This window comes from Microbacterium pumilum, from assembly GCF_039530225.1.
GTDB lineage: Bacteria > Actinomycetota > Actinomycetes > Actinomycetales > Microbacteriaceae > Microbacterium > Microbacterium pumilum.
In genome coordinates this window covers 1727409-1745729 of sequence record NZ_BAAAOH010000001.1, presented here as the reverse complement: position 1 = coordinate 1745729, position 18321 = coordinate 1727409, and the positions used below count along the sequence as shown (strand labels likewise).

The following is an 18321-nucleotide window of genomic DNA, read 5'->3' as shown; positions in this document are numbered from 1 at the left end:
GCCGTCGGTCGGCGGTCGCGGGATGGATCAGCCGAGCGTCTGGCGGCCGAAGGGCAGCGGCTCGCCGACCGCACTCAGTGCGATCCGCGCGCGTTGGAGGCGGTTCTCGCTCTCGCGGACGAGCTCTCGCGCGACCACCGGGTGCGCTCGCACGATGTCGTCGAGCACCTCGATCGGGAAGACGACGACATCCACGTCGCTTGTCGCCACAGCGCGAGAGATGGTCTGCGTCCGCGACAGCGCAGTGATGCCGATCGCGTCGTCTTTGCCGAGCTGGGCGACCTGCACGAATCCCTGGTCCTCGGTCGGGATGCCGAGCACGACGGTGCCGCTGAGGATGAACCGGGTCTCCACCGGCACCGTACCGGGCCGCAGGATCGACTCCCCGGCGCAGTAGCGCTCCAGGCGCGTGTGCGCCGCGAGCGCGTCCGTGTCACCGGGCTTGAGGCTGAGCGGTGCGGCCAGCTGTCGGAGTGCGTCCTGCAGCCGGGCCGGCGTCCGCCAGTCGTCCGTCATGTCGCCGTCGAGGTGCAGATCTGCGCGGCGCGCCGCATACCAGAGCCGCGTCAGGAAGGTGTCGATGACGGCGTCGTGGTCGCCGGGATTCTGCAGCGGGATCGCGACGGCGAACCGCGAACCGGCGAGGCTCTTCGCGTTCGGCTCGCGATCCGGCGAGGCCAACGGGATGTCTCGCGCGACCGAGACGAGGATCTCACGCACCCGCCCCGGCGGGTCGTCGGTGCCGAACGTGACCTCCGGTGTCGCGGCGTACGGATCGGGGCTGCGGGAGAGATTCGTGAACGACCCCTCGGCGAGCTCAGCGGTCGGCATGATGACGATCCCGTTGCCGGTGTCGATGTGGATGGCGCGCCAGTTCACCTCGACGATCTGGCCGCGGGCGGAGCCGGTGTCCTCGCTGGTCTCTATCCAGTCGCCGAGCTCGAACGGCGCTTCGAAGATGAGGAAGAGTCCTGACACGATCGAGCCGACGGCGTTCTGCAGCGCCAGGCCGACGATGATCGACGTCACCCCGAGCGCGGCGAAGACGCCCGCGACATCCGTCCCCCACACCCACCAGAACAGCAGCGCGATGCCCACGATGATGAAGACGAAGCGGATGAGGTCGCTGAAGATCGTCGGGAACCTGTCGCGCCACGACCCCTTCTCACCGCGGTGGAACACGAGGTGGTTGATCGCGTTGATCACGACGACGATGACGAGCAGTCCGAAGACCGTCGCCACCACCCTCGGCCACGTGCCCTGCCCCTGCCACGCCCCCGGCTGCGCCATCAGCACCAGGATCGCCGCCACCGGCACGAGGTAGTTGCGCACCATCAGGATGATCGGGGCCGCCCGGCTGCCCCGGCGCGCGAGGGCATTGTGCAGCTCGGTGAGCCCGATGAGCGCCACGGGCAGCCCCACCGACACGATGACCGCGGGCCAGAACCACGGCTGCGAGAAGATGTCGGCCATCGGCGTGCTCAGCCCTCCACGACGGGGACGGCGGCCTCGACCTTCCAGACGCGCTGGGTGCCGTTCTGCGTCTCGACGTCACCGACGGGACGCACGGACACCGATTCGGGGAGCCTGTCGGCGACGCGCTGCGTGATGTAGATGCCGGGTTCGCTCGAGTCGCCCTGCACGCGGAAGGCCAGGTTCACGGCATCCCCCCACATGTCGTACACGACCCGCGCGCGACCGATCAGACCGCTCGTGACCTTGCCCGAGTCGAGGCCCGCGCGAAGCCCCAGCTGCACGCCCTGCTGCGTCGAATAGCGATCGAGGATGGTCTCGAGCTCCATCGCGAACTCCACGGCGCGCCGCGCGTTGTCGACCCGGGGGGTCGCGAGCCCGCAGCTGGCGAGGTAGCTCTGGCGCGTGGTGCGCACGCGCTCGACGCCGTGGCGCTCGGCGGCCTCGTCGAAGCTGCGCACCAGATCGTTGAGGCGGGCCACGGCATCTTCGGACGACATCGAGAGGGCGAGCTCTTCGAACCCGACGATGTCGGCGAAGACGACCGTGACGTCGTCGCTGTCCTGGGTGATCGCCTCGTCGCCGTGCTTGTAGCGGTTCGCGATCCCCTCCGGCATGAACGACAGGATGAGGCGCTCGTTCGCTCGCTCCTGCTCGTCGATGAGGTGGGACTTGATCTCCAGGCTCCGGCTCATGTCGTTGAACGCCGTCGCGACATCCGCGAGTTCGTCGCTGGATCCGGCATCGACTTGGATACCCTCCTCGCCCGCGGCGATCCGCTGCGCGGCGGACTTGAGCCGGCGGAGCGGCCGCACGAAGATCTGGGCTAGCACGAGCGAGAGCAGGCAGACGAAGATGATCATGCCGGCGGTGGAGAGGATGAGGTTGCGCGTGAAGTCCTCGACGGGCACGAGTGCTTCTGCCGAGGTCTCCTGTGCGACGATCGCCCAGTTCAGCCCGTCGACGGCAAGCGGAGCGTAGGCCGTGAGACTGTCGCGACCGAGGTAGTCGCGCTCGAGGAGCGTGCCGTCCTCGCCCGAGAGTGCGCGCGTCACGGCGTCGCCCGTGATCGTCTGCTGCAGCAGTGTGTCGCCGTTCTGCGCGCTCAGCGCGGCCGCGGCAGGCGCGAGCCCGGCCTTGACGGCGTCCTCCTGATACGCGACCGGATCCTCGATGAGCAGGCGCGAGATGGACCGCATCAGATCGTCGCGGCCGACCAGGTAGGTCTCGCCGGTGGCGCCGAGACCGTTCGCGTTCCACTCGCCGCCGACCGTCATGACGTCGTTGATCCGGTCGATCGGCAGTTCGATCGCGAGGGCGCCGATGATCTCGCCGTCGTCGGCGATCGGAGTCACCGCCCAGCCTGCCGGCGCGCCGAGACTCGGGCTGTAGGGCGCGAAGTCTGCGATCACGACATCGCCCACGATGTTCTGGTCCATCGCCTGACGGTAGGCGGTCGAGAGATTCGAGAGCCGGTACGGCCCGTCGAAGAGGTTGGTACCGAGGTCGACGCCCTTGTAGGCGGAATAGACGACATTGCCCTGAGTGTCGAGCATGAGGACGTCCTCGAAGTCCTGCAGCTGCGTCATCGTACGGAAGTAGTCGTGGTATTTCGCGTGGGCGGCCGACCAGGCGCTGCCGTCGCCCGCGTCCTCGTTCTGGATCGCCTCTTCCCAGTCCGCATACGGGATGACGTAGTTGTACTGCAGGTAGGCCTCGGCGCCGCCGCGAGGAGCGAAGGCCGACCCGTCGACCTCCTCACCCGTCGCCTCGGAGAGATCGGTTGCGAACGTGTCGCGGTAGTAGACGTTGAGCGCGGCGGATTCACCGGCGCTGAGCTGCTGCTTCTCGAGCTCGGCGAACCCGTCGGCGAACTCGCGTGCCGCCTGTTTGCTCGTGTCGTTCAGCGCGCTCAAGCTCACGGAGTTCTCGATCGTCGCGAACAGCTGCGCGACCTCTCGGCTGCGGTTCTCTCGGATCTCGACCAGCCGATCGTAGGCGATCGTCCGCAGCGCCTCGGTGCCGTTGATGTAGCCGATGATTCCGACCACGATGCTCGAGAGCACACTGACCGACAGCAGCATGATGAGCAGTATCGAGTAGATCGAAAGTCCGGCGCGCCGCCGCCGGCGCGGCTTGCCGACCCAGGGCGTCGGTGCCGCGGTCGCTGCGGACGGGTCGGACAAGTCTGTGCTCCTCGAAGGACTCGCCCATGGCATGAGAAGGGCCCCAGGACCTTCGCCTGGCGAGGTATGCACAGACTAGCGCCCGCGGCATCTCCGCAGATAGAGCGCCGCGGCGTCACATTCCCCGCATGCGACCGCGGCCCTCGCCGCGCGTGTTCAGGATCGATGCGGATCACGCCCCCCCGTAGAATGAGGGCTCCCCCCTCAGCCGAGAAACTCATGACGTCGAACGCGCCGAAAACCAGCCCCGTCCGATACGCGGGGCTCGATGGCCTGCGCGCGCTCGCGGTGATCCTGGTGGTCGTCTACCACCTGTTCCCGCCCCTTCTGCCGAGCGGTTTCCTGGGCGTCGATGTGTTCTTCGTGATCAGCGGCTTCCTCATCACCAGCCTCCTGCTTCGCGAGCAGGCCATGACCGGCCGAATCGCACTCGCAGACTTCTGGCGACGACGCGCCCGGCGCCTGCTGCCGGCGCTCACCCTCGTCGTGACGGTCTGTGCGAGCGCGGCGTGGATCATCGGCGGTGACGTGCTCCTGAACCTGGGCGCGCAGGTGGTCGGCGCGTTCACGTTCAGCTACAACTGGATCTCGATTTCGGGCGACACGGGCTATTTCAGCAGTGGGGCACCCGAGCTCTTCCGAAACTTCTGGTCCCTCGCGGTCGAAGAGCAGTTCTACGTGGTGTGGCCCCTCATCCTGCCGCTGTTCCTCCTGATCCCGCGCGCGTGGGGTCGCGCGGCCGCTGCCCTCGCTCTCGCGGCGGCCTCCGCGGCCTGGATGGCCTCTCTGGTCAGCGCGGGGGGCGACCTGACTCGCGTCTACTTCGGCACCGACACACACTCGTTCGGCATCCTCGTGGGCATCGCGCTCGCATTCGTGCTCGGGCCTATCCTTCGGCGGTCCGCCGCGCCTGCACCCTCCGAGGATGCGGCTCGACTTCCGGTCATGGTTCCCTCCGTCACCCTGCCACCGGGCTGGACGATCGTGCAGCCGAAGACGGCGCCGACCCCCAAGCCCGCACCGTCCCTGTTCCGCCCCGCGTGGATGGACCGCAGCGGAACGCGCGTCGCCGTATCGGTCGTGGGCGTGGTCGCCGTGGCGGGCATCGTCGCCAGCGCGATGATGGTGCCCGCTGACGGCGGCATCACCTTTCCGGGTACCCTCCTGGCGGCCAGCATCCTGAGCGTCATCGTGATCGCCACGGCCACGTGGCCGGGTTCGGCCTACGCGCGGGGGATGGATGCTCCGCCGCTGCGCTGGATCGGCGAGCGCTCGTACGGGATCTATCTGTGGCACTGGCCGCTGCTCGTGCTCGCGATGGCCGGCATCCGTGGCGCGGGCACGCGGTCCGGTGTGCCCACCTGGATCGGTGTCGGCGTGCTGGGTCTGACCATCGCAGCCGCCGAGCTGTCGTACCGCTTCGTCGAGACGCCCGTGCGCCGGTACGGCTTCCGCGGCACTTTCTCGCGGATGGTCTCGCAGCTGCAACGCGGTCCACGGTCGCGACTGCGCGCCCTCGGGCTGTCGGCGGTGGCCGTCGTGGTGGTGTGGGGTACGGCCGCCGGCATCGCCGCGGCACCGGCGACATCGGGTGGTGAGGCAGCCGTCGCGGCGGGGCAGGTCGCGCTCGACCAGGCGAACCAGCAGGCCGCGACAGCGTCGGCGACTCCGAGCGCGACGCCCGCTCCCAGTGCGACCCCGACGGCGACTGCTGAGGCCGCGCCGTCCACGCCATCCGCGGACCCCGAGCCCACACCGTCGCCGACACCGATCACCGGCGACGAGATCTCCGCCGTAGGCGACTCGGTCATGCTGGCGTCGGCGCCCGCCTTGCTCGAGCGCTTTCCCGGAATCCAGATCGACGCCGCGGTGTCGCGCTCGACATGGGCGGGCCCCGGCATCGTCGAGAGCCTTGCCGCGAACGGAGAGCTGCGCGAATTCGTGGTCGTCGCACTCGGCACGAACGGACCTGTCAGCCTCGACGCGCTCGAGCGCATGACGGCGATCGCCGGGCCCGACCGCAGCGTGGTGCTGGTGAACGCCTTCGCCCCGCGCGACTGGATCCCGGAGGTGAACGCGGACCTCAGCGCTTTCGCGTCATCGCACCCGGGCGTCGTCGTCGCCGACTGGTCGGGCGCGATCAGCGCCCACACCGACTTGCTGGCGGGCGATCAGATCCACCCCGGCGCCTCGGGCGGCCACGTCTTCGCCGACACCGTGGCGACGACGATCGATCAGATCGAGAAGGAACGGGCGCAGCGTCAGTACGAGCTCGAGATGCGGGTGCGCGAGAACCTGCGTCTCCACCCGGCACCGCAGGTTCGTTAGTCACCGGCGCGAAGGCGACGACCCGCCCGTCCTCGACGGCGAGCACCGACAGATCGGGACGCAGGCGCGGCCCGTCGACGAAGTGGCTCCACCGCTCGGGCAACGTCTCGAGACTCCCCCGGTGATCTCGGAACGCGTCGTTGCGCGCCGTGCGTGTGAGCTCCGTGAACTCGGGGACGTACGGGACGAGCGCGATCGGCGCGGATGGACCGTCTGCCGCGAGCCCGACCAGCGTGTCCCGGTCCGGCTGGTAGAAGGACGCCACGAGGATCTCCTCGATCTCGTCACGGGGAGTCGCGAATGCGGGGTGGGACATCCGGATGACTCGGCAGGATGGGATCGGGTGTCGCGCCGATACGCTCCGCACGGGTCGCCTCGGTGACGCGCTCAGCCTAGGGGGACCGGGCGACACTCCCCGTTGCCCGGAAACGCGTGAGACCCGCAGGCCCCAGGGGGCTCGCGGGTCTCACGGGTGCAAGGTGGCCGTGGCACGGATGCCGCGGCCGACCGGACTCATTCGCCCGGTCGTCCGATCACTCGGACTTCTCCTCGGCGGGGGTCACGACGGCGTCCTCGGCCGCAGCCTCGGCGGCCGCGCCCTCTTCCGGCGACTCGGCGCCGGCGTCTGCCGGCGTCTCGTCGGCAGCGGTCTCGTCGGCGACGGTCTCGTCGGCGATGACCTCGTCAGCGACGGTGTCTTCTGCCGGTGCCTCGGCGGCGGGTGCGGCATCCGCCTTCGCAGCCTTCTTGGCGGACGGCTTCTTCGTCACGGGCTCGAGGACGAGCTCGATGACGGCCATCGGAGCGTTGTCGCCCTTGCGGTTGCCGACCTTGGTGATGCGGGTGTAGCCGCCCTCACGGTCGGCGACCAGCGGCGCGATCTCGGTGAAGAGCTCGTGCACGACGGTCTTGTCACCGATCACCGACAGGACGCGGCGACGGGCGTGCAGGTCGCCGCGCTTGGCGAACGTGACCAGACGCTCGGCGAGCGGACGCAGGCGCTTCGCCTTGGTCTCGGTCGTCTTGATCGACTTGTGCGTGAACAGCGCAGCGGCGAGGTTCGCAAGCAGCAGGCGCTCGTGGGCGGGACCGCCGCCGAGGCGGGGACCCTTCGTGGGCTTGGGCATGTCTCAATTACTCCAGTGTGAAATCGGGTCGTGGACGACGGGCTCAGACGGTCTCGTCGTCGTAGCCGCCGTAGAAGTGCGCACCGTCGAACCCGGGGACCGAGTCCTTCAGCGACAGTCCGAGCGAGATGAGCTTGTCGCGCACCTCGTCGACCGACTTCTGACCGAAGTTGCGGATGTTCATGAGCTGCGTCTCCGAGAGCGCGACGAGCTCGCTCACGGTGTTGATGCCCTCACGCTTGAGGCAGTTGTACGAGCGCACCGACAGATCGAGGTCTTCGATCGGCATCGACAGCTCGTTGGACAGGACGGTCTCGACCGGCGCGGGGCCGATCTCGATGCCCTCGGCCTCGACATTGAGCTCACGGGCGAGGCCGAACAGCTCGGTCAGGGTGCGACCGGCCGACGCGACGGCGTCGCGGGGAGCGATGCTCGACTTGGACTCCACGTCCAGCACGAGCTTGTCGAAGTCGGTGCGCTCACCGGCACGGGTGGCATCGACGCGGTAGCTGACCTTGAGCACCGGCGAGTAGATCGAGTCGATCGGGATCTGACCGGCCTCGGCGTACTCGTTGCGGTTCTGGGTTGCCGACACGTAGCCGCGGCCACGCTCGATCGTGAGCTCGAGCTCGAACTTGGCCGAGTCGTTGAGCGTCGCGATGACCAGCTCGGGGTTGTGGACCTCGACACCGGCGGGAGCCGAGATGTCGGCGGCCGTGACCTCACCGGCACCCGTCTTGCGCAGGTACGCCGTGATGGGCTCGTCGCGCTCGCTCGAGACGACGAGCTGCTTGATGTTCAGGATGATCTCGGTGACATCCTCCTTGACACCGGGAATGGTGCTGAACTCGTGGAGGACGCCGTCGATGCGGATGCTCGTGACGGCCGCACCGGGGATCGAAGACAGGAGGCTGCGACGCAGCGCGTTGCCGATCGTGTAGCCGAAGCCAGGCTCCAGCGGCTCGATGATGAAGCGGCTGCGGAACTCCCCGATCTTCTCCTCGGTCAGAGTGGGACGCTGTGCGATGAGCACTATGGGTTCCTTTCAATCACGTGTCCGCTATATGACACGTGCAGTGGGTGAGGTGTGTTGAGTTGTGTTCAGGGATGCCGCGGGCCGCGGCATCCGTCGATCAGAGTGCGACGCCCGAGGGACCGTGGACGCGTCCCCGGTCCCCGAGCGTCGTCGAAGAAGTCAGACGCGGCGGCGCTTCGGCGGACGGCAGCCGTTGTGAGCCTGGGGCGTCACGTCGCTGATCGAGCCGACCTCGAGGCCGGCAGCCTGCAGCGAGCGGATCGCGGTCTCGCGACCGGAGCCCGGGCCCTTCACGAAGACGTCGACCTTCTTGACGCCGTGCTCCTGCGCCTGGCGGGCAGCGGACTCCGCGGCCATGCCGGCGGCATACGGCGTCGACTTGCGCGAGCCCTTGAAGCCCACGCCACCCGACGATGCCCAGCTGATGACAGCGCCGGACGGGTCGGTGATCGACACGATCGTGTTGTTGAACGTCGACTTGATGTGGGCGTGGCCCAGCGCGATGTTCTTCTTCTCCTTGCGGCGCGGCTTGCGCGCGGCGGTCTTGGCCTGTGCCATGTGCTTGTTCTCCTGAATCCTGAGCGCAGGCGGCGGCCTAGCGCGCCTTCTTCTTGCCGGCGACGGTGCGCTTGGGTCCCTTGCGGGTGCGGGCGTTCGTCTTGGTGCGCTGTCCGCGCACGGGCAGGCCGCGACGGTGACGGATGCCCTCGTAGGAGCCGATCTCGACCTTGCGGCGGATGTCGGCGGCGACCTCACGGCGAAGGTCACCCTCCACCTTGTAGTTGCCCTCGATCGTGTCGCGGAGCGCGATCAGCTGATCGTCGGACAGGTCCTTCACGCGGACCTCGGGGCTGATCTCGGTCGCGGCCAGGATCTCTTTCGAGCGGGTCGGGCCAACACCGTAGATGTAGGTAAGGGCGATCACTACGCGCTTGTCGCGCGGGATGTCAACGCCGGCAAGACGTGCCATGCGGCTCTCCTAGGGAGTTTGTGGAGGTATGGAGCAGGATCGGTGCCCGGGCCTCCGCCCGAGGTGTCCCCCGGTTGCCCGGGATCTGAAACTGCCTGTTATGTGTTCAGTTGTGGTGTTCCGGATGCCGCGCCTCGCGGCATCCGGAATCGAATCTGTGACTAGGCTTCGACGAGCTCAGGCTTCGACGAGCTCAGGCTTCGACGAGCTCAGCCCTGGCGCTGCTTGTGGCGCGGGTTCGACTTGCAGATGACCATCACGACGCCGTGGCGGCGGATGACCTTGCAGTGGTCGCAGATGGGCTTGACGCTGGGATTGACCTTCATGATTTCCTGTTTCGCTGTCTTCGCCGGGCATCCGAATTTCGATACACCGCCTGGGGCGGCATCCGATCAACGGATGGGGCGTTACTTCTCGACCGGTCTAGCGGTAGCGGTAGACGATTCGGCCGCGGGTCAGGTCGTAGGGGCTGAGCTCTACGACCACGCGGTCCTCCGGAATGATGCGGATGTAGTTCTGCCGCATCTTGCCCGAGATCGTGGCGAGGACCTTGTGTCCGTTGCTCAGCTCAACGCGGAACATCGCGTTGGGCAGCGCCTCGGAGATCACGCCCTCGATCTCGATGACACCGTCTTTCTTCGCCATACACTCGCTCACGCTTGTGCAGACCGGTCGGTCTGCGGTTGATGGGGGTTTCGGTGCCTCGACACGCCAACGAGGGCGCAAAGCACCAAGGATCAATCATACGTGATCTAGGATGCCGCGGCAAACCGGACCGGGGATCGCCGGGTTCGGGGTGTGTGGCCGCGCCGGCGCCGGTGTGCGCAGTGGTGCGGCCTTCCCGCCGAACCCACATCTTCGAGGTCCAGCCCACTGAACCACGGCGCGCGGTCATGTGGACTGGCGCCGGCGCATGTGGGTTCGATTGCGGCCACCAGTTCACATCTCACGAGAAGCTCCGAGACACGCCGCCCGGACCGGCTGGCGGACGCACATGGAAGTCGGCGAGCCGCTGCCGGAACGCATCCACGTCTCGGATGTGAGGGCTTCCCCACCGGATGATCGGGCGGCGCGTGCGCCCGCGGATGTCGTCTTCGCGCCGCTTCTCCTCGAGCACCGCCTCGGCCGTGGACCTCTCGGCGAGCATCTCGGGATCCGTGTACTTGCCAGTCCCGTCGAACTCGCCCCAGACTTGAACATCATCCAAGCCGAAGTCGATGTCGTACCACCCGGTGCTGTGGTCTATCCGCACCTGCAGTCTGGGCGGGGCGAAGCCCAGTTGGTGCAGATACAGGCGGCTCACGCTTTCCCCCGGCAGCTGCGCGCGTCCGTCCGCGAACTCGACGACCCACCGTCCCTGCACACTCCCGCGGGCTCCACGACGGAGGGCGCTGCAACCGAGTACCTTCGCCTTCCACTCCTCTGCCGCGTCGATGTCGTAGCGGCGCGACCCATCGACCCAAGCGACCTTCCGCAGGGCCGCATCGACGATCGAGATCGCAGCCTCGAGCGGCAGCCGACCAGCAAGGTCCGCGGCAGTCCGGGCCAGGCTGGTGACGGGGACGCCGTCCACCTCAGCGTGATGTCCCTCAACAGCGACCTCGTGCCGAGCGACCCCCGATGAACCCCGGGTCACGCCGTTGGTTCCGGCTCCGCTCACGTGCACGCGCGGTGGGTCGAACCGATAGAAGGGAAGCCCCCAGAGGGCTGCAGCCGAGGCGTGGGACAGCAGGACTTCTCCGCCGCGCATCGTGCGCACCACCGCCAGCGCCTTGGCCACGTGGCGTGACTCGGGATACCACCCGCGCCAGGTTGTGGCGTCTACGTACCACCCGCGGTGCACGACCACGAGCCGCCCACCTCGCACTGCGTCACGAAGGTCCGTCCGCCCCATGCCTCGCATCCCCATGTCGGCGGCGGAGAGCACCTTGATGCCGATGTCGGCGATGTCCATCCGCCCATCGTGTGCGCGCGTCCTCGTGCTGCAGCATCCGTCGTCCACACTCGTGCACGAAGCCACCGATCCGCTCGCTGGGGAGGACCGGTCCGCGCGAACCCACAGATCTGCGCTCGAGCCCACGCATCGCCGCCGCACGGAGAGGTGGGCTCGGGCCTCAGGGTGTGGGTTCGACCGCGCACGGCGCGCGGCGCGCGGGCTACGACGCGAACAGCGACGCGAGGTCGGCGGGCTCCGGAAGTGTCGAGTTCGCGATGACCTCGCCGTTGATCGCGATGGTCGGCGTTCCGACGCCGGCCGCGCCGGGCTGAACGGGCGTCTCCTTGGTCATCGCCGTCACGAACTTCGAGTAGCGGCCGCTGTTCACGCAATCGTCGATGTCGCTGACTCCGGCGGCAGCCGCGATGCCCAGGATCTGCTCGTCGGTGAGGCCGGTCGAACCCTCCTGCGGCTGGTTCGCATACATCGCCTGCATGAACGGGACGACGGCATCCGCATCCGCCACCGCCACGCAGTACATGGCGCTCGCCGCACGCGTGGAGTACTCGGTTCCCTGCGACTGGTGATCGAGGATGGCGATCGGGTGGATGCCGAGGGTGATCGTCCCGTCGTCGACGAGACCCTGGATGGCCTCGCCGTAGGCCTGCTCGAACTGGTTGCAGATGGGGCACATGAAGTCGATGTACGTGTCCATGGTGGACTCGCCGCTGCCGACGAGGATCGCGCCCGTGTCGGTGTCGATGTTCGACGCCGTGGGCGGCTCGCCCGGGCCCGGGTCGGTCGCTTGGTTGTTGAGAGTCACGACGAGCACGCCGACGCCGACGAGCACCGCCACCACTGCGACACTCACCCAGATCGCGAACCAGTTGACCCTGCGCGCCCCACCAGCCATCATCGTCCTTCTCCGTTACGCGATCTCTCGCGGTGTGACGCCGAACGGCGCGAGCCCGGCGGCTCCGCCGTCGGGCGCCGTCAGAACCCAGATGCCCCCATCGTGCACGGCGACGCTATGTTCCCAATGTGAGCCGGCTGAGCCGTCGAGCGTCGACACGGTCCAGCCGTCGTCCTCGACGAAGGTCGCCTGGTCGCCGATGACGACCATCGGCTCGATCGCCAGGACCAGCCCGGGCCGCACCTCAGGACCCGGGTCGGCGACGCGGTAGTTGAAGACCGACGGCGATTCGTGCATGGTGCGTCCGATGCCGTGCCCGACGTACTCGCGCAGGATGCCGTAGCCGCCATCCGGAGCATTCGCCTCGATGTAGCCCTGCACCGCCGTGCCGATCTCGCCGATGTGCGATGCCGTGGCCATCGCCGCGATGCCCGCCCACAGCGACCCCTCGGTCACGTCCGACAGTCGCTCGCGCTCGGCGACCACAGCAGGACGAGAAGGATCCGGCAGCACGACCGAGAACGCGGAGTCGCCGTTCCAGCCCTTGTACTCGGCCCCCGCGTCGACGGACAGGATGTCGCCCGGCTCGAGCACCCGGTCGCCGGGTATCCCGTGGACGACCTCCTGGTTCACCGACGCGCAGATGGTGTGCCGATAGTCGCGCACCATCTTGAAGTTGGACTTCGCACCGCGCGCGATGATGAGGTCGGATGCCGCGGCATCCAGTTCGGCGGTGGTGACGCCTGGCGCGATCAGCGAGCGGGCGGCGTCGAGCGCGGCGGCCGTGATGAGCCCCGGTTCCACCATCGCCCGCAGCTGGGCGGGGGACTTGTAGATCGAACGGCGCAGCGCCACGGTTTCAGGCCGCGGCCGGGCGACTCATGCCCCGGGCCTCGAGCGCCGCGATGACCCGGTCGGTGATCTCATCGAGCGAGCCCAGACCGTCGATCACGTCGACGATGCCGCGATCGCGGTACACGTCGAGGATCGGCGAGGTCTCGCGCTCGTAGATCGCGAGACGGTTCGCGATGACCTCTTCGGTGTCATCCGTGCGGCCCTGCTCCGTCGCGCGCAGCGAGAGTCGCGCGATGCTCTCGTCGCGCGGCACGTCGAGCTCGATGACGGCATCCAACTCCTGGCCGCGACCATCGAGGAACTCGTCGAGCGAACGCACCTGAGCAAGGTTGCGCGGGTATCCGTCGAGCAGGAAGCCGTGGGCCGCGTCGGGCTGGGCCAGCCGGTCGCGGACGACCGCGCTCGTCAGCTCATCCGAGACCAGGTCGCCCGCCGCGATGATCGCCTGCACCTGAAGTCCGAGCTCCGTACCTGCCGCGACGGCTCCGCGGAAGACGTCTCCGGTGGAGATCGCGGGGATTCCGAACGCCTCGGCGATGCGGATGCCCTGGGTGCCTTTGCCGGAACCCTGGGGTCCGACGATGAGCAGCCGGGATGCCGCGCCATCCTGAGTCGGTCGAAGGGTCATCGCAGTAGTCCTTCGTAGTGGCGCTGCTGCAGCTGGGCGTCGATCTGCTTCACGGTCTCGAGACCGACACCGACGATGATCAGGATCGATGCGCCACCGAACGGGAAGTTCTGGTTGGCACCGACCGTCGCAAGGGCGATGAGCGGAAGGAGGGCGATGAGGCCCAGGTAGATCGCACCGGCCAGGGTGATGCGCGTCAGCACGTAGTCGAGGTATTCGGCGGTCGGACGACCGGCACGGATGCCGGGGATGAACCCGCCGTACTTCTTCATGTTGTCGGCGACCTCGACAGGATTGAACGTGATCGCGACGTAGAAGTAGGTGAAGCCGACGATGAGCAGGAAGTACAGCAGCATGTAGAGCGGGTGATCGCCCTTGGTCAGGTAGTTCGTGATCCAGACGACCCAGCCAGCCGGGGTCTCCCCCGCCTGCGGCTGGTTGAACTGCGCGAGCAGCGCCGGGATGTACAGCAGCGACGAGGCGAAGATGACCGGCACGACACCTGCCATGTTGACCTTGATCGGGATGTAGGTGTTCGTGCCGCCGTAGGTGCGTCGGCCGACCATGCGCTTGGCGTACTGCACCGGGATGCGTCGCTGCGATTGCTCGACGTACACGACGAGAGCCACGACGACGATGCCGACGGCGAGGACCAGGAGGAAGACCTCGAAGCCCTTGGTCGCCCAGATCGCACCCATCGCGGTCGGGAAGGACGCGGCGATGGACGTGAAGATCAGGATCGACATGCCGTTGCCGATGCCGCGCTCGGTGATGAGCTCGGCGAACCACATGATGAGGCCGGTGCCGGCGGTCAACGTGATGATCATGAGCAGCTGCGCCCACCACACGTCGTTGGTCAGCAGCTGCTGACACTCGGGCACACTGCTGGTGCCGAACAGCTGGCCGCTGCGGGCCACCGTCACGAGGGTCGTCGACTGCAGCAGTGCAAGCGCGATCGTGAGGTAGCGGGTGTACTGCGTGAGACGCGCCTGCCCCGACTGGCCCTCTTTGTAGAGGGTCTCGAAGTGCGGGATGACGACGCGCAGCAGCTGCACGATGATCGTCGCGGTGATGTACGGCATGACGCCGAGCGCGAAGATCGACAGCTGCAGCAGGGCGCCGCCGGAGAACAGGTTGACCAACGACAGCAGACCCTCGGTGCCGGAGGACTGCCGGAGGCAGTCCTGCACGTTGGGGAAGTCGACGAACGGGGCCGGGATGTGGGCACCGAGCCGGTACAAGGCGATGATCGCCAGAGTGAATGCGATCTTCCGACGAAGGTCGGGGGTACGGAAGACCCGCGCGATGGCGCTGAACAAGAGGATGCCTCCAGAAGGGATGGCGGTACGAACGGGCGTACCGTCAACCAGGGTAACCCAGCGGGGGCCGGAGCAAGCTCCGGCCCCCGCTGCGCACTACTTGACGGTGCCGCCCGCGGCGACGATCTTCTGCTCGGCGGAACCCGAGACCTTGTCGACCGCCACGTTGAGCTTCACCGAGATGTCGCCGGTGCCGAGCACCTTGACCTTCTCGTTCTTGCGCACTGCACCCTTGGCGACGAGGTCGCCGATGGTGACGTCGCCACCCTTGGGGTAGAGCTCGGCGAGCTTCTCCAGGTTCACGACCTGGTACTCGACCCGGAACGGGTTCTTGAATCCGCGGAGCTTCGGGGTGCGCATGTGCAACGGCATCTGCCCACCCTCGAAGCCGACCTTGACCTGATAGCGGGCCTTCTGGCCCTTGGTGCCACGACCGGCCGTCTTGCCCTTCGAGCCCTCTCCACGACCCACGCGGGTCTTGGGAGTGTTCGACCCGGGGACGGGACGCAGGTGGTGCACCTTCAGCACGCCGGGGCGCGCCACGGGGACGTCGGACTTCTTCGAAGCCGAAGCCTTCTTCGCGCCATCCGCCTTGTCGGCCTTCTTCGCAGACGCCGTGTCGGCGGCAGCCTTCTTCGGAGCCTTGACCTCGGCCTCGGCGGTGTTCTTCTCGGCCTTGTCAGCCATTAGTCGATCTCCTCAACCTTCACGAGGTGTGCGACGGTCTTGACGTAACCGCGCGTCTGCGCGTCGTCCGGACGGACGACCGAGTCGCCGATCCGCTTGAGACCGAGGCTTCGCAGCGTGTGACGCTGGTTCTGCTTCTCACTCACCTTGGACTTGATCTGTGTCACCTTGAGACGCGAGGCCATCAGGCACCTACCTTCGCAGCAGCGGCGGCCTCGGCCTCCGCACGCACGAGACGAGCCGGCGCGACCTGGTCGAACTCGAGTCCGCGACGTGCGGCGACCGCACGGGGCTCCTCGAGCTGCTTCAGGGCGGCGACGGTCGCGTGCACGATGTTGATCGTGTTCGACGAGCCGAGCGACTTCGAGAGGACATCGTGGATGCCGGCGCACTCGAGCACGGCGCGGACGGGTCCACCCGCGATGACACCGGTACCGGCGGCGGCGGGGCGCAGGAGCACCACACCGGCGGCTGCCTCACCCTGAACAGGGTGCGGGATGGTCGAGCCGGAGCGCGGCACGCGGAAGAAGTTGCGCTTGGCCTCTTCGACGCCCTTCGAGATGGCGAGGGGCACTTCGCGGGCCTTGCCGTAGCCGACGCCCACGACGCCGTTGCCATCGCCCACGACGACGAGCGCCGTGAAGCTGAAGCGACGACCGCCCTTGACGACCTTCGAGACGCGGTTGATCGTCACGACGCGCTCGAGGAACTGGCTCTTGTCGGCGTCGCGCGAACCGCGGTCACGCTGGTTCGCGTTGCGCTCGCGGCCACCGCGACGCGGCTCGCGCTCGCGCTCGGTGGTCGCCTCGACGGGAGCGGCCTGCTCGGCAGGCGCCTGCTCGGTGGTCACTTCGGTCTCCCCGTTGTTGTTGTTCACTGCATCGCTCACAGGTTCAGACCCCCTTCGCGGGCGCCGTCGGCGATCGCCGCAACGCGTCCCGCGTAGCGGTTGCCGCCGCGGTCGAACACGACGTCTTCGACGCCGGCAGCCTTCGCGCGCTCGGCGACGAGCTCGCCGACCTTGCGCGCCTTGGCGGTCTTGTCACCCTCGAACGAACGCAGGTCCGCTTCGAGCGTCGACGCCGAGGCCACGGTGCGGCCCTTGCTGTCGTCGACGACCTGCACGAAGACGTGGCGGGCCGAACGCGTGACGACAAGGCGCGGACGCAGCTCGGTGCCGATGACCTTCTTGCGAAGGCGGGAGTGACGACGCGCGCGCGCGTCTGTCTTCGACTTCACAGCCATGGTTACTTACCAGCCTTTCCGGCCTTGCGCCGAACGACCTCGCCGGCGTAGCGCACACCCTTGCCCTTGTAAGGCTCGGGCTTGCGGATCTTGCGGATGTTTGCAGCCGCCTCGCCGACGGCCTGCTTGTCGATGCCGCTCACGGTCACCTTGTTGTTGCCCTCGACCGTCAGGGTGATCCCCGCGGGGGGCTCGACCAGGACGGGGTGCGAGAAGCCGAGCGCGAACTCGATCGAGCTGCCCTTCTGCACGACGCGGTAGCCGGTGCCGACAACCTCGAGGCCCTTGGTGTAGCCCGTGGTGACGCCGATGATGTTGTTGTTGATGAGCGTCCGCGTCAGGCCGTGCAGCGAGCGCGATGCGCGCTCGTCGTCGGGGCGGGTCACGACGACCTGGCCCTCTTCGACCTTGACCTCGATGGGACGCGAGACGGTGAGCGCAAGCTCGCCCTTCGGGCCCTTGACGGCGACATCCTGGCCGTCCACCGCGACGGTGACGCCGGCGGGGATGTCGATGGGGAGACGTCCGATACGCGACATGTCAGATCACCACACGTAGGCGAGGACTTCCCCACCTACGCCCTTCTGCTCGGCCTGGCGGTCGGTGAGAAGACCAGAGGAGGTGGAGAGGATGGCGACGCCGAGGCCACCGAGGACGGTGGGGATCTCGGTCGACTTCGCGTAGACACGGAGGCCGGGCTTCGAGACGCGCTTGATCCCGGCGATCGACCGCTCGCGGTTCGGGCCGTACTTGAGCTCGAGCGTGAGGGTCTGGCCGACGCGGGCGTCCTCGACGTTCCAGTCCCCGATGTAGCCCTCGCGCTTGAGGATCTCGGCGATGTGGGTCTTGAGCTTCGAGCTCGGCAGCGACACGGAGTCGTGGTGCGCCGAGTTCGCGTTGCGCAGACGGGTCAGCATATCTGCGACCGGGTCTGTCATTGTCATGGTGTTTCCTTCGTTCACCAGGTTTCGTACGCCGTTACACGACGGCCGACCTGTGGTGGGATGACGCGGATGCGTCGATGGATCAAGCCTGGGCGTCGTCCGAGCGGAACGGGAAGCCGAGGAGGCGCAGAAGCTCGCGGCCCTCGGCATCCGTCTTGGCCGACGTCACCACGGTGATGTCGAACCCGCGGACGCGGTCGATCTTGTCCTGGTTGATCTCGTGGAACACGGACTGCTCCTGGAGACCGAACGTGTAGTTGCCGTTCCCGTCGAACTGCGTGCCCGAGAGGCCACGGAAGTCGCGGATGCGGGGCAGCGCGAGGTTGACGAGACGGTCCAGGAACTCCCATGCACGGTCGCCACGGAGGGTGACGTGCGCGCCGATTGCCTGGCCCTCACGCAGCTTGAACTGCGCGATGGACTTGCGGGCCTTCGTGACGACCGGCTTCTGGCCGGTGATCTTGGTGAGGTCGTCGACCGCGCCATCGATCACCTTGCTGTCGCGAGCTGCCTCGCCGACGCCGGTGTTGACGACCACCTTGACGAGCCCGGGGATCTGCATGACGTTCGGGTAGCCGAATTCCTCCTGCAGCGCCTTCTTGATCTCGCCGTTGTACTTCTGCTTCAGGCGGGGCTGGATCTTGCCAGCCTCCACGGCAGTTGTGCTGCTCATA

At 67.7% G+C, this 18321-nt stretch carries 21 protein-coding genes; 1 reads left to right on the top strand and 20 read right to left on the bottom strand.

All coding sequences use genetic code 11. The annotated features are described in order from the left end of the window. Nucleotides 1-27: 27 nt before the first annotated feature. Together ABD188_RS07690 and ABD188_RS07685 are read right to left on the bottom strand one after the other, a co-directional pair. Nucleotides 28-1473 (bottom strand): mechanosensitive ion channel domain-containing protein, encoded by a 1446-nt coding sequence (locus tag ABD188_RS07690; protein ID WP_344060118.1) that lies wholly within the window; start codon nt 1471-1473, stop codon nt 28-30. An 8-nt stretch (nt 1474-1481) separates the two neighbouring features. After that, nucleotides 1482-3659, bottom strand: a complete 2178-nt coding sequence (locus tag ABD188_RS07685; RefSeq protein WP_344060116.1) for an adenylate/guanylate cyclase domain-containing protein — start codon at nt 3657-3659, stop codon at nt 1482-1484. A gap of 219 nt (nt 3660-3878) precedes the next feature. Between ABD188_RS07685 and ABD188_RS07680 the strand changes: the two genes are divergently transcribed. Beyond that, complete coding sequence (locus tag ABD188_RS07680; RefSeq protein WP_344060114.1) at nt 3879-5987, top strand: acyltransferase family protein; 2109 nt, start codon at nt 3879-3881, stop codon at nt 5985-5987. Between the two features lie 533 nt (nt 5988-6520). On the opposite strand, the gene rplQ is transcribed toward ABD188_RS07680, so the two are convergent. From rplQ to rplE, 18 genes are all read right to left on the bottom strand, one after another. After that, nucleotides 6521-7114 carry a 50S ribosomal protein L17 gene (gene rplQ, locus ABD188_RS07675; protein WP_344060112.1) on the bottom strand — a complete coding sequence of 198 codons (594 nt, stop codon included), beginning with the start codon at nt 7112-7114 and terminating at the stop codon, nt 6521-6523. 43 nt (nt 7115-7157) lie between these two features. Continuing rightward, entirely contained in the window at nt 7158-8147 is a 990-nt protein-coding gene (locus ABD188_RS07670) for a DNA-directed RNA polymerase subunit alpha (RefSeq protein WP_344060110.1), read from the bottom strand. A 162-nt stretch (nt 8148-8309) separates the two neighbouring features. Beyond that, the gene (gene rpsK / locus ABD188_RS07665) at nt 8310-8708 is read right to left on the bottom strand and encodes a 30S ribosomal protein S11 (protein WP_179437262.1); all 399 of its coding nucleotides are present in this window, start codon (nt 8706-8708) and stop codon (nt 8310-8312) included. A gap of 37 nt (nt 8709-8745) precedes the next feature. Continuing rightward, nucleotides 8746-9120 carry a 30S ribosomal protein S13 gene (rpsM, locus tag ABD188_RS07660; protein WP_344060109.1) on the bottom strand — a complete coding sequence of 125 codons (375 nt, stop codon included), beginning with the start codon at nt 9118-9120 and terminating at the stop codon, nt 8746-8748. Between the two features lie 209 nt (nt 9121-9329). Next, a complete protein-coding gene (gene rpmJ, locus ABD188_RS07655; protein WP_056224002.1) occupies nt 9330-9446 on the bottom strand; it encodes a 50S ribosomal protein L36 in 117 nt (38 codons plus the stop codon). 97 nt (nt 9447-9543) lie between these two features. Continuing rightward, nucleotides 9544-9765, bottom strand: a complete 222-nt coding sequence (gene infA / locus ABD188_RS07650) for a translation initiation factor IF-1 (protein WP_017201569.1) — start codon at nt 9763-9765, stop codon at nt 9544-9546. 301 nt (nt 9766-10066) lie between these two features. Next, nucleotides 10067-11074, bottom strand: a complete 1008-nt coding sequence (locus ABD188_RS07645) for a hypothetical protein (protein WP_344060107.1) — start codon at nt 11072-11074, stop codon at nt 10067-10069. Between the two features lie 202 nt (nt 11075-11276). Further along, on the bottom strand, nt 11277-11972 hold the full coding sequence (locus ABD188_RS07640; protein ID WP_344060105.1) for a DsbA family protein: 696 nt from the start codon (nt 11970-11972) through the stop codon (nt 11277-11279). A gap of 12 nt (nt 11973-11984) precedes the next feature. Then, nucleotides 11985-12824: a type I methionyl aminopeptidase gene (gene map, locus ABD188_RS07635; RefSeq protein ID WP_344060103.1), complete on the bottom strand. Its 840-nt coding sequence runs from the start codon at nt 12822-12824 to the stop codon at nt 11985-11987. 4 nt (nt 12825-12828) lie between these two features. Beyond that, nucleotides 12829-13452 (bottom strand): adenylate kinase, encoded by a 624-nt coding sequence (locus ABD188_RS07630; RefSeq protein ID WP_344060101.1) that lies wholly within the window; start codon nt 13450-13452, stop codon nt 12829-12831. Next, a complete protein-coding gene (secY, locus tag ABD188_RS07625; RefSeq protein WP_344060099.1) occupies nt 13449-14771 on the bottom strand; it encodes a preprotein translocase subunit SecY in 1323 nt (440 codons plus the stop codon). The genes ABD188_RS07630 and secY overlap by 4 nt, the downstream gene beginning before the upstream one ends. A 96-nt stretch (nt 14772-14867) precedes the next feature. Beyond that, nucleotides 14868-15458, bottom strand: a complete 591-nt coding sequence (gene rplO, locus ABD188_RS07620) for a 50S ribosomal protein L15 (RefSeq protein ID WP_344060097.1) — start codon at nt 15456-15458, stop codon at nt 14868-14870. Then, a complete protein-coding gene (rpmD, locus tag ABD188_RS07615; protein WP_344060095.1) occupies nt 15458-15643 on the bottom strand; it encodes a 50S ribosomal protein L30 in 186 nt (61 codons plus the stop codon). Before rpmD ends, rplO begins: the two co-directional genes overlap by 1 nt. After that, nucleotides 15643-16347 (bottom strand): 30S ribosomal protein S5, encoded by a 705-nt coding sequence (rpsE, locus tag ABD188_RS07610; protein ID WP_344060093.1) that lies wholly within the window; start codon nt 16345-16347, stop codon nt 15643-15645. The genes rpmD and rpsE overlap by 1 nt, the downstream gene beginning before the upstream one ends. Next, on the bottom strand, nt 16344-16703 hold the full coding sequence (gene rplR / locus ABD188_RS07605; protein ID WP_344060091.1) for a 50S ribosomal protein L18: 360 nt from the start codon (nt 16701-16703) through the stop codon (nt 16344-16346). The genes rpsE and rplR overlap by 4 nt, the downstream gene beginning before the upstream one ends. Before the next feature lie 2 nt (nt 16704-16705). Beyond that, nucleotides 16706-17242: a 50S ribosomal protein L6 gene (gene rplF, locus ABD188_RS07600; RefSeq protein ID WP_344060089.1), complete on the bottom strand. Its 537-nt coding sequence runs from the start codon at nt 17240-17242 to the stop codon at nt 16706-16708. 6 nt (nt 17243-17248) lie between these two features. After that, nucleotides 17249-17647 carry a 30S ribosomal protein S8 gene (gene rpsH, locus ABD188_RS07595; RefSeq protein WP_344060087.1) on the bottom strand — a complete coding sequence of 133 codons (399 nt, stop codon included), beginning with the start codon at nt 17645-17647 and terminating at the stop codon, nt 17249-17251. Between the two features lie 82 nt (nt 17648-17729). Next, the gene (rplE, locus tag ABD188_RS07590) at nt 17730-18320 is read right to left on the bottom strand and encodes a 50S ribosomal protein L5 (RefSeq protein ID WP_344060085.1); all 591 of its coding nucleotides are present in this window, start codon (nt 18318-18320) and stop codon (nt 17730-17732) included. Between the last annotated feature and the right edge of the window lies 1 nt (nt 18321).

What these genes read in the sequence shown, in the direction of transcription:
- ABD188_RS07690 (WP_344060118.1), bottom strand. Translation starts at nt 1,473, where the DNA reads ATGGCCGACATCTTCTCGCAGCCGTGGTTCTGGCCCGCGGTCATCGTG.
- ABD188_RS07680 (WP_344060114.1), top strand. Translation starts at nt 3,879, where the DNA reads ATGACGTCGAACGCGCCGAAAACCAGCCCCGTCCGATACGCGGGGCTC.
- rplQ (WP_344060112.1), bottom strand. Translation starts at nt 7,114, where the DNA reads ATGCCCAAGCCCACGAAGGGTCCCCGCCTCGGCGGCGGTCCCGCCCAC.
- rpsK (WP_179437262.1), bottom strand. Translation starts at nt 8,708, where the DNA reads ATGGCACAGGCCAAGACCGCCGCGCGCAAGCCGCGCCGCAAGGAGAAG.
- rpsM (WP_344060109.1), bottom strand. Translation starts at nt 9,120, where the DNA reads ATGGCACGTCTTGCCGGCGTTGACATCCCGCGCGACAAGCGCGTAGTG.
- rpmJ (WP_056224002.1), bottom strand. Translation starts at nt 9,446, where the DNA reads ATGAAGGTCAATCCCAGCGTCAAGCCCATCTGCGACCACTGCAAGGTC.
- infA (WP_017201569.1), bottom strand. Translation starts at nt 9,765, where the DNA reads ATGGCGAAGAAAGACGGTGTCATCGAGATCGAGGGCGTGATCTCCGAG.
- ABD188_RS07645 (WP_344060107.1), bottom strand. Translation starts at nt 11,074, where the DNA reads ATGGACATCGCCGACATCGGCATCAAGGTGCTCTCCGCCGCCGACATG.
- ABD188_RS07640 (WP_344060105.1), bottom strand. Translation starts at nt 11,972, where the DNA reads ATGATGGCTGGTGGGGCGCGCAGGGTCAACTGGTTCGCGATCTGGGTG.
- ABD188_RS07630 (WP_344060101.1), bottom strand. Translation starts at nt 13,452, where the DNA reads ATGACCCTTCGACCGACTCAGGATGGCGCGGCATCCCGGCTGCTCATC.
- rplO (WP_344060097.1), bottom strand. Translation starts at nt 15,458, where the DNA reads ATGGCTGACAAGGCCGAGAAGAACACCGCCGAGGCCGAGGTCAAGGCT.
- rpmD (WP_344060095.1), bottom strand. Translation starts at nt 15,643, where the DNA reads ATGGCCTCGCGTCTCAAGGTGACACAGATCAAGTCCAAGGTGAGTGAG.
- rplR (WP_344060091.1), bottom strand. Translation starts at nt 16,703, where the DNA reads ATGGCTGTGAAGTCGAAGACAGACGCGCGCGCGCGTCGTCACTCCCGC.
- rplF (WP_344060089.1), bottom strand. Translation starts at nt 17,242, where the DNA reads ATGTCGCGTATCGGACGTCTCCCCATCGACATCCCCGCCGGCGTCACC.
- rpsH (WP_344060087.1), bottom strand. Translation starts at nt 17,647, where the DNA reads ATGACAATGACAGACCCGGTCGCAGATATGCTGACCCGTCTGCGCAAC.
- rplE (WP_344060085.1), bottom strand. Translation starts at nt 18,320, where the DNA reads ATGAGCAGCACAACTGCCGTGGAGGCTGGCAAGATCCAGCCCCGCCTG.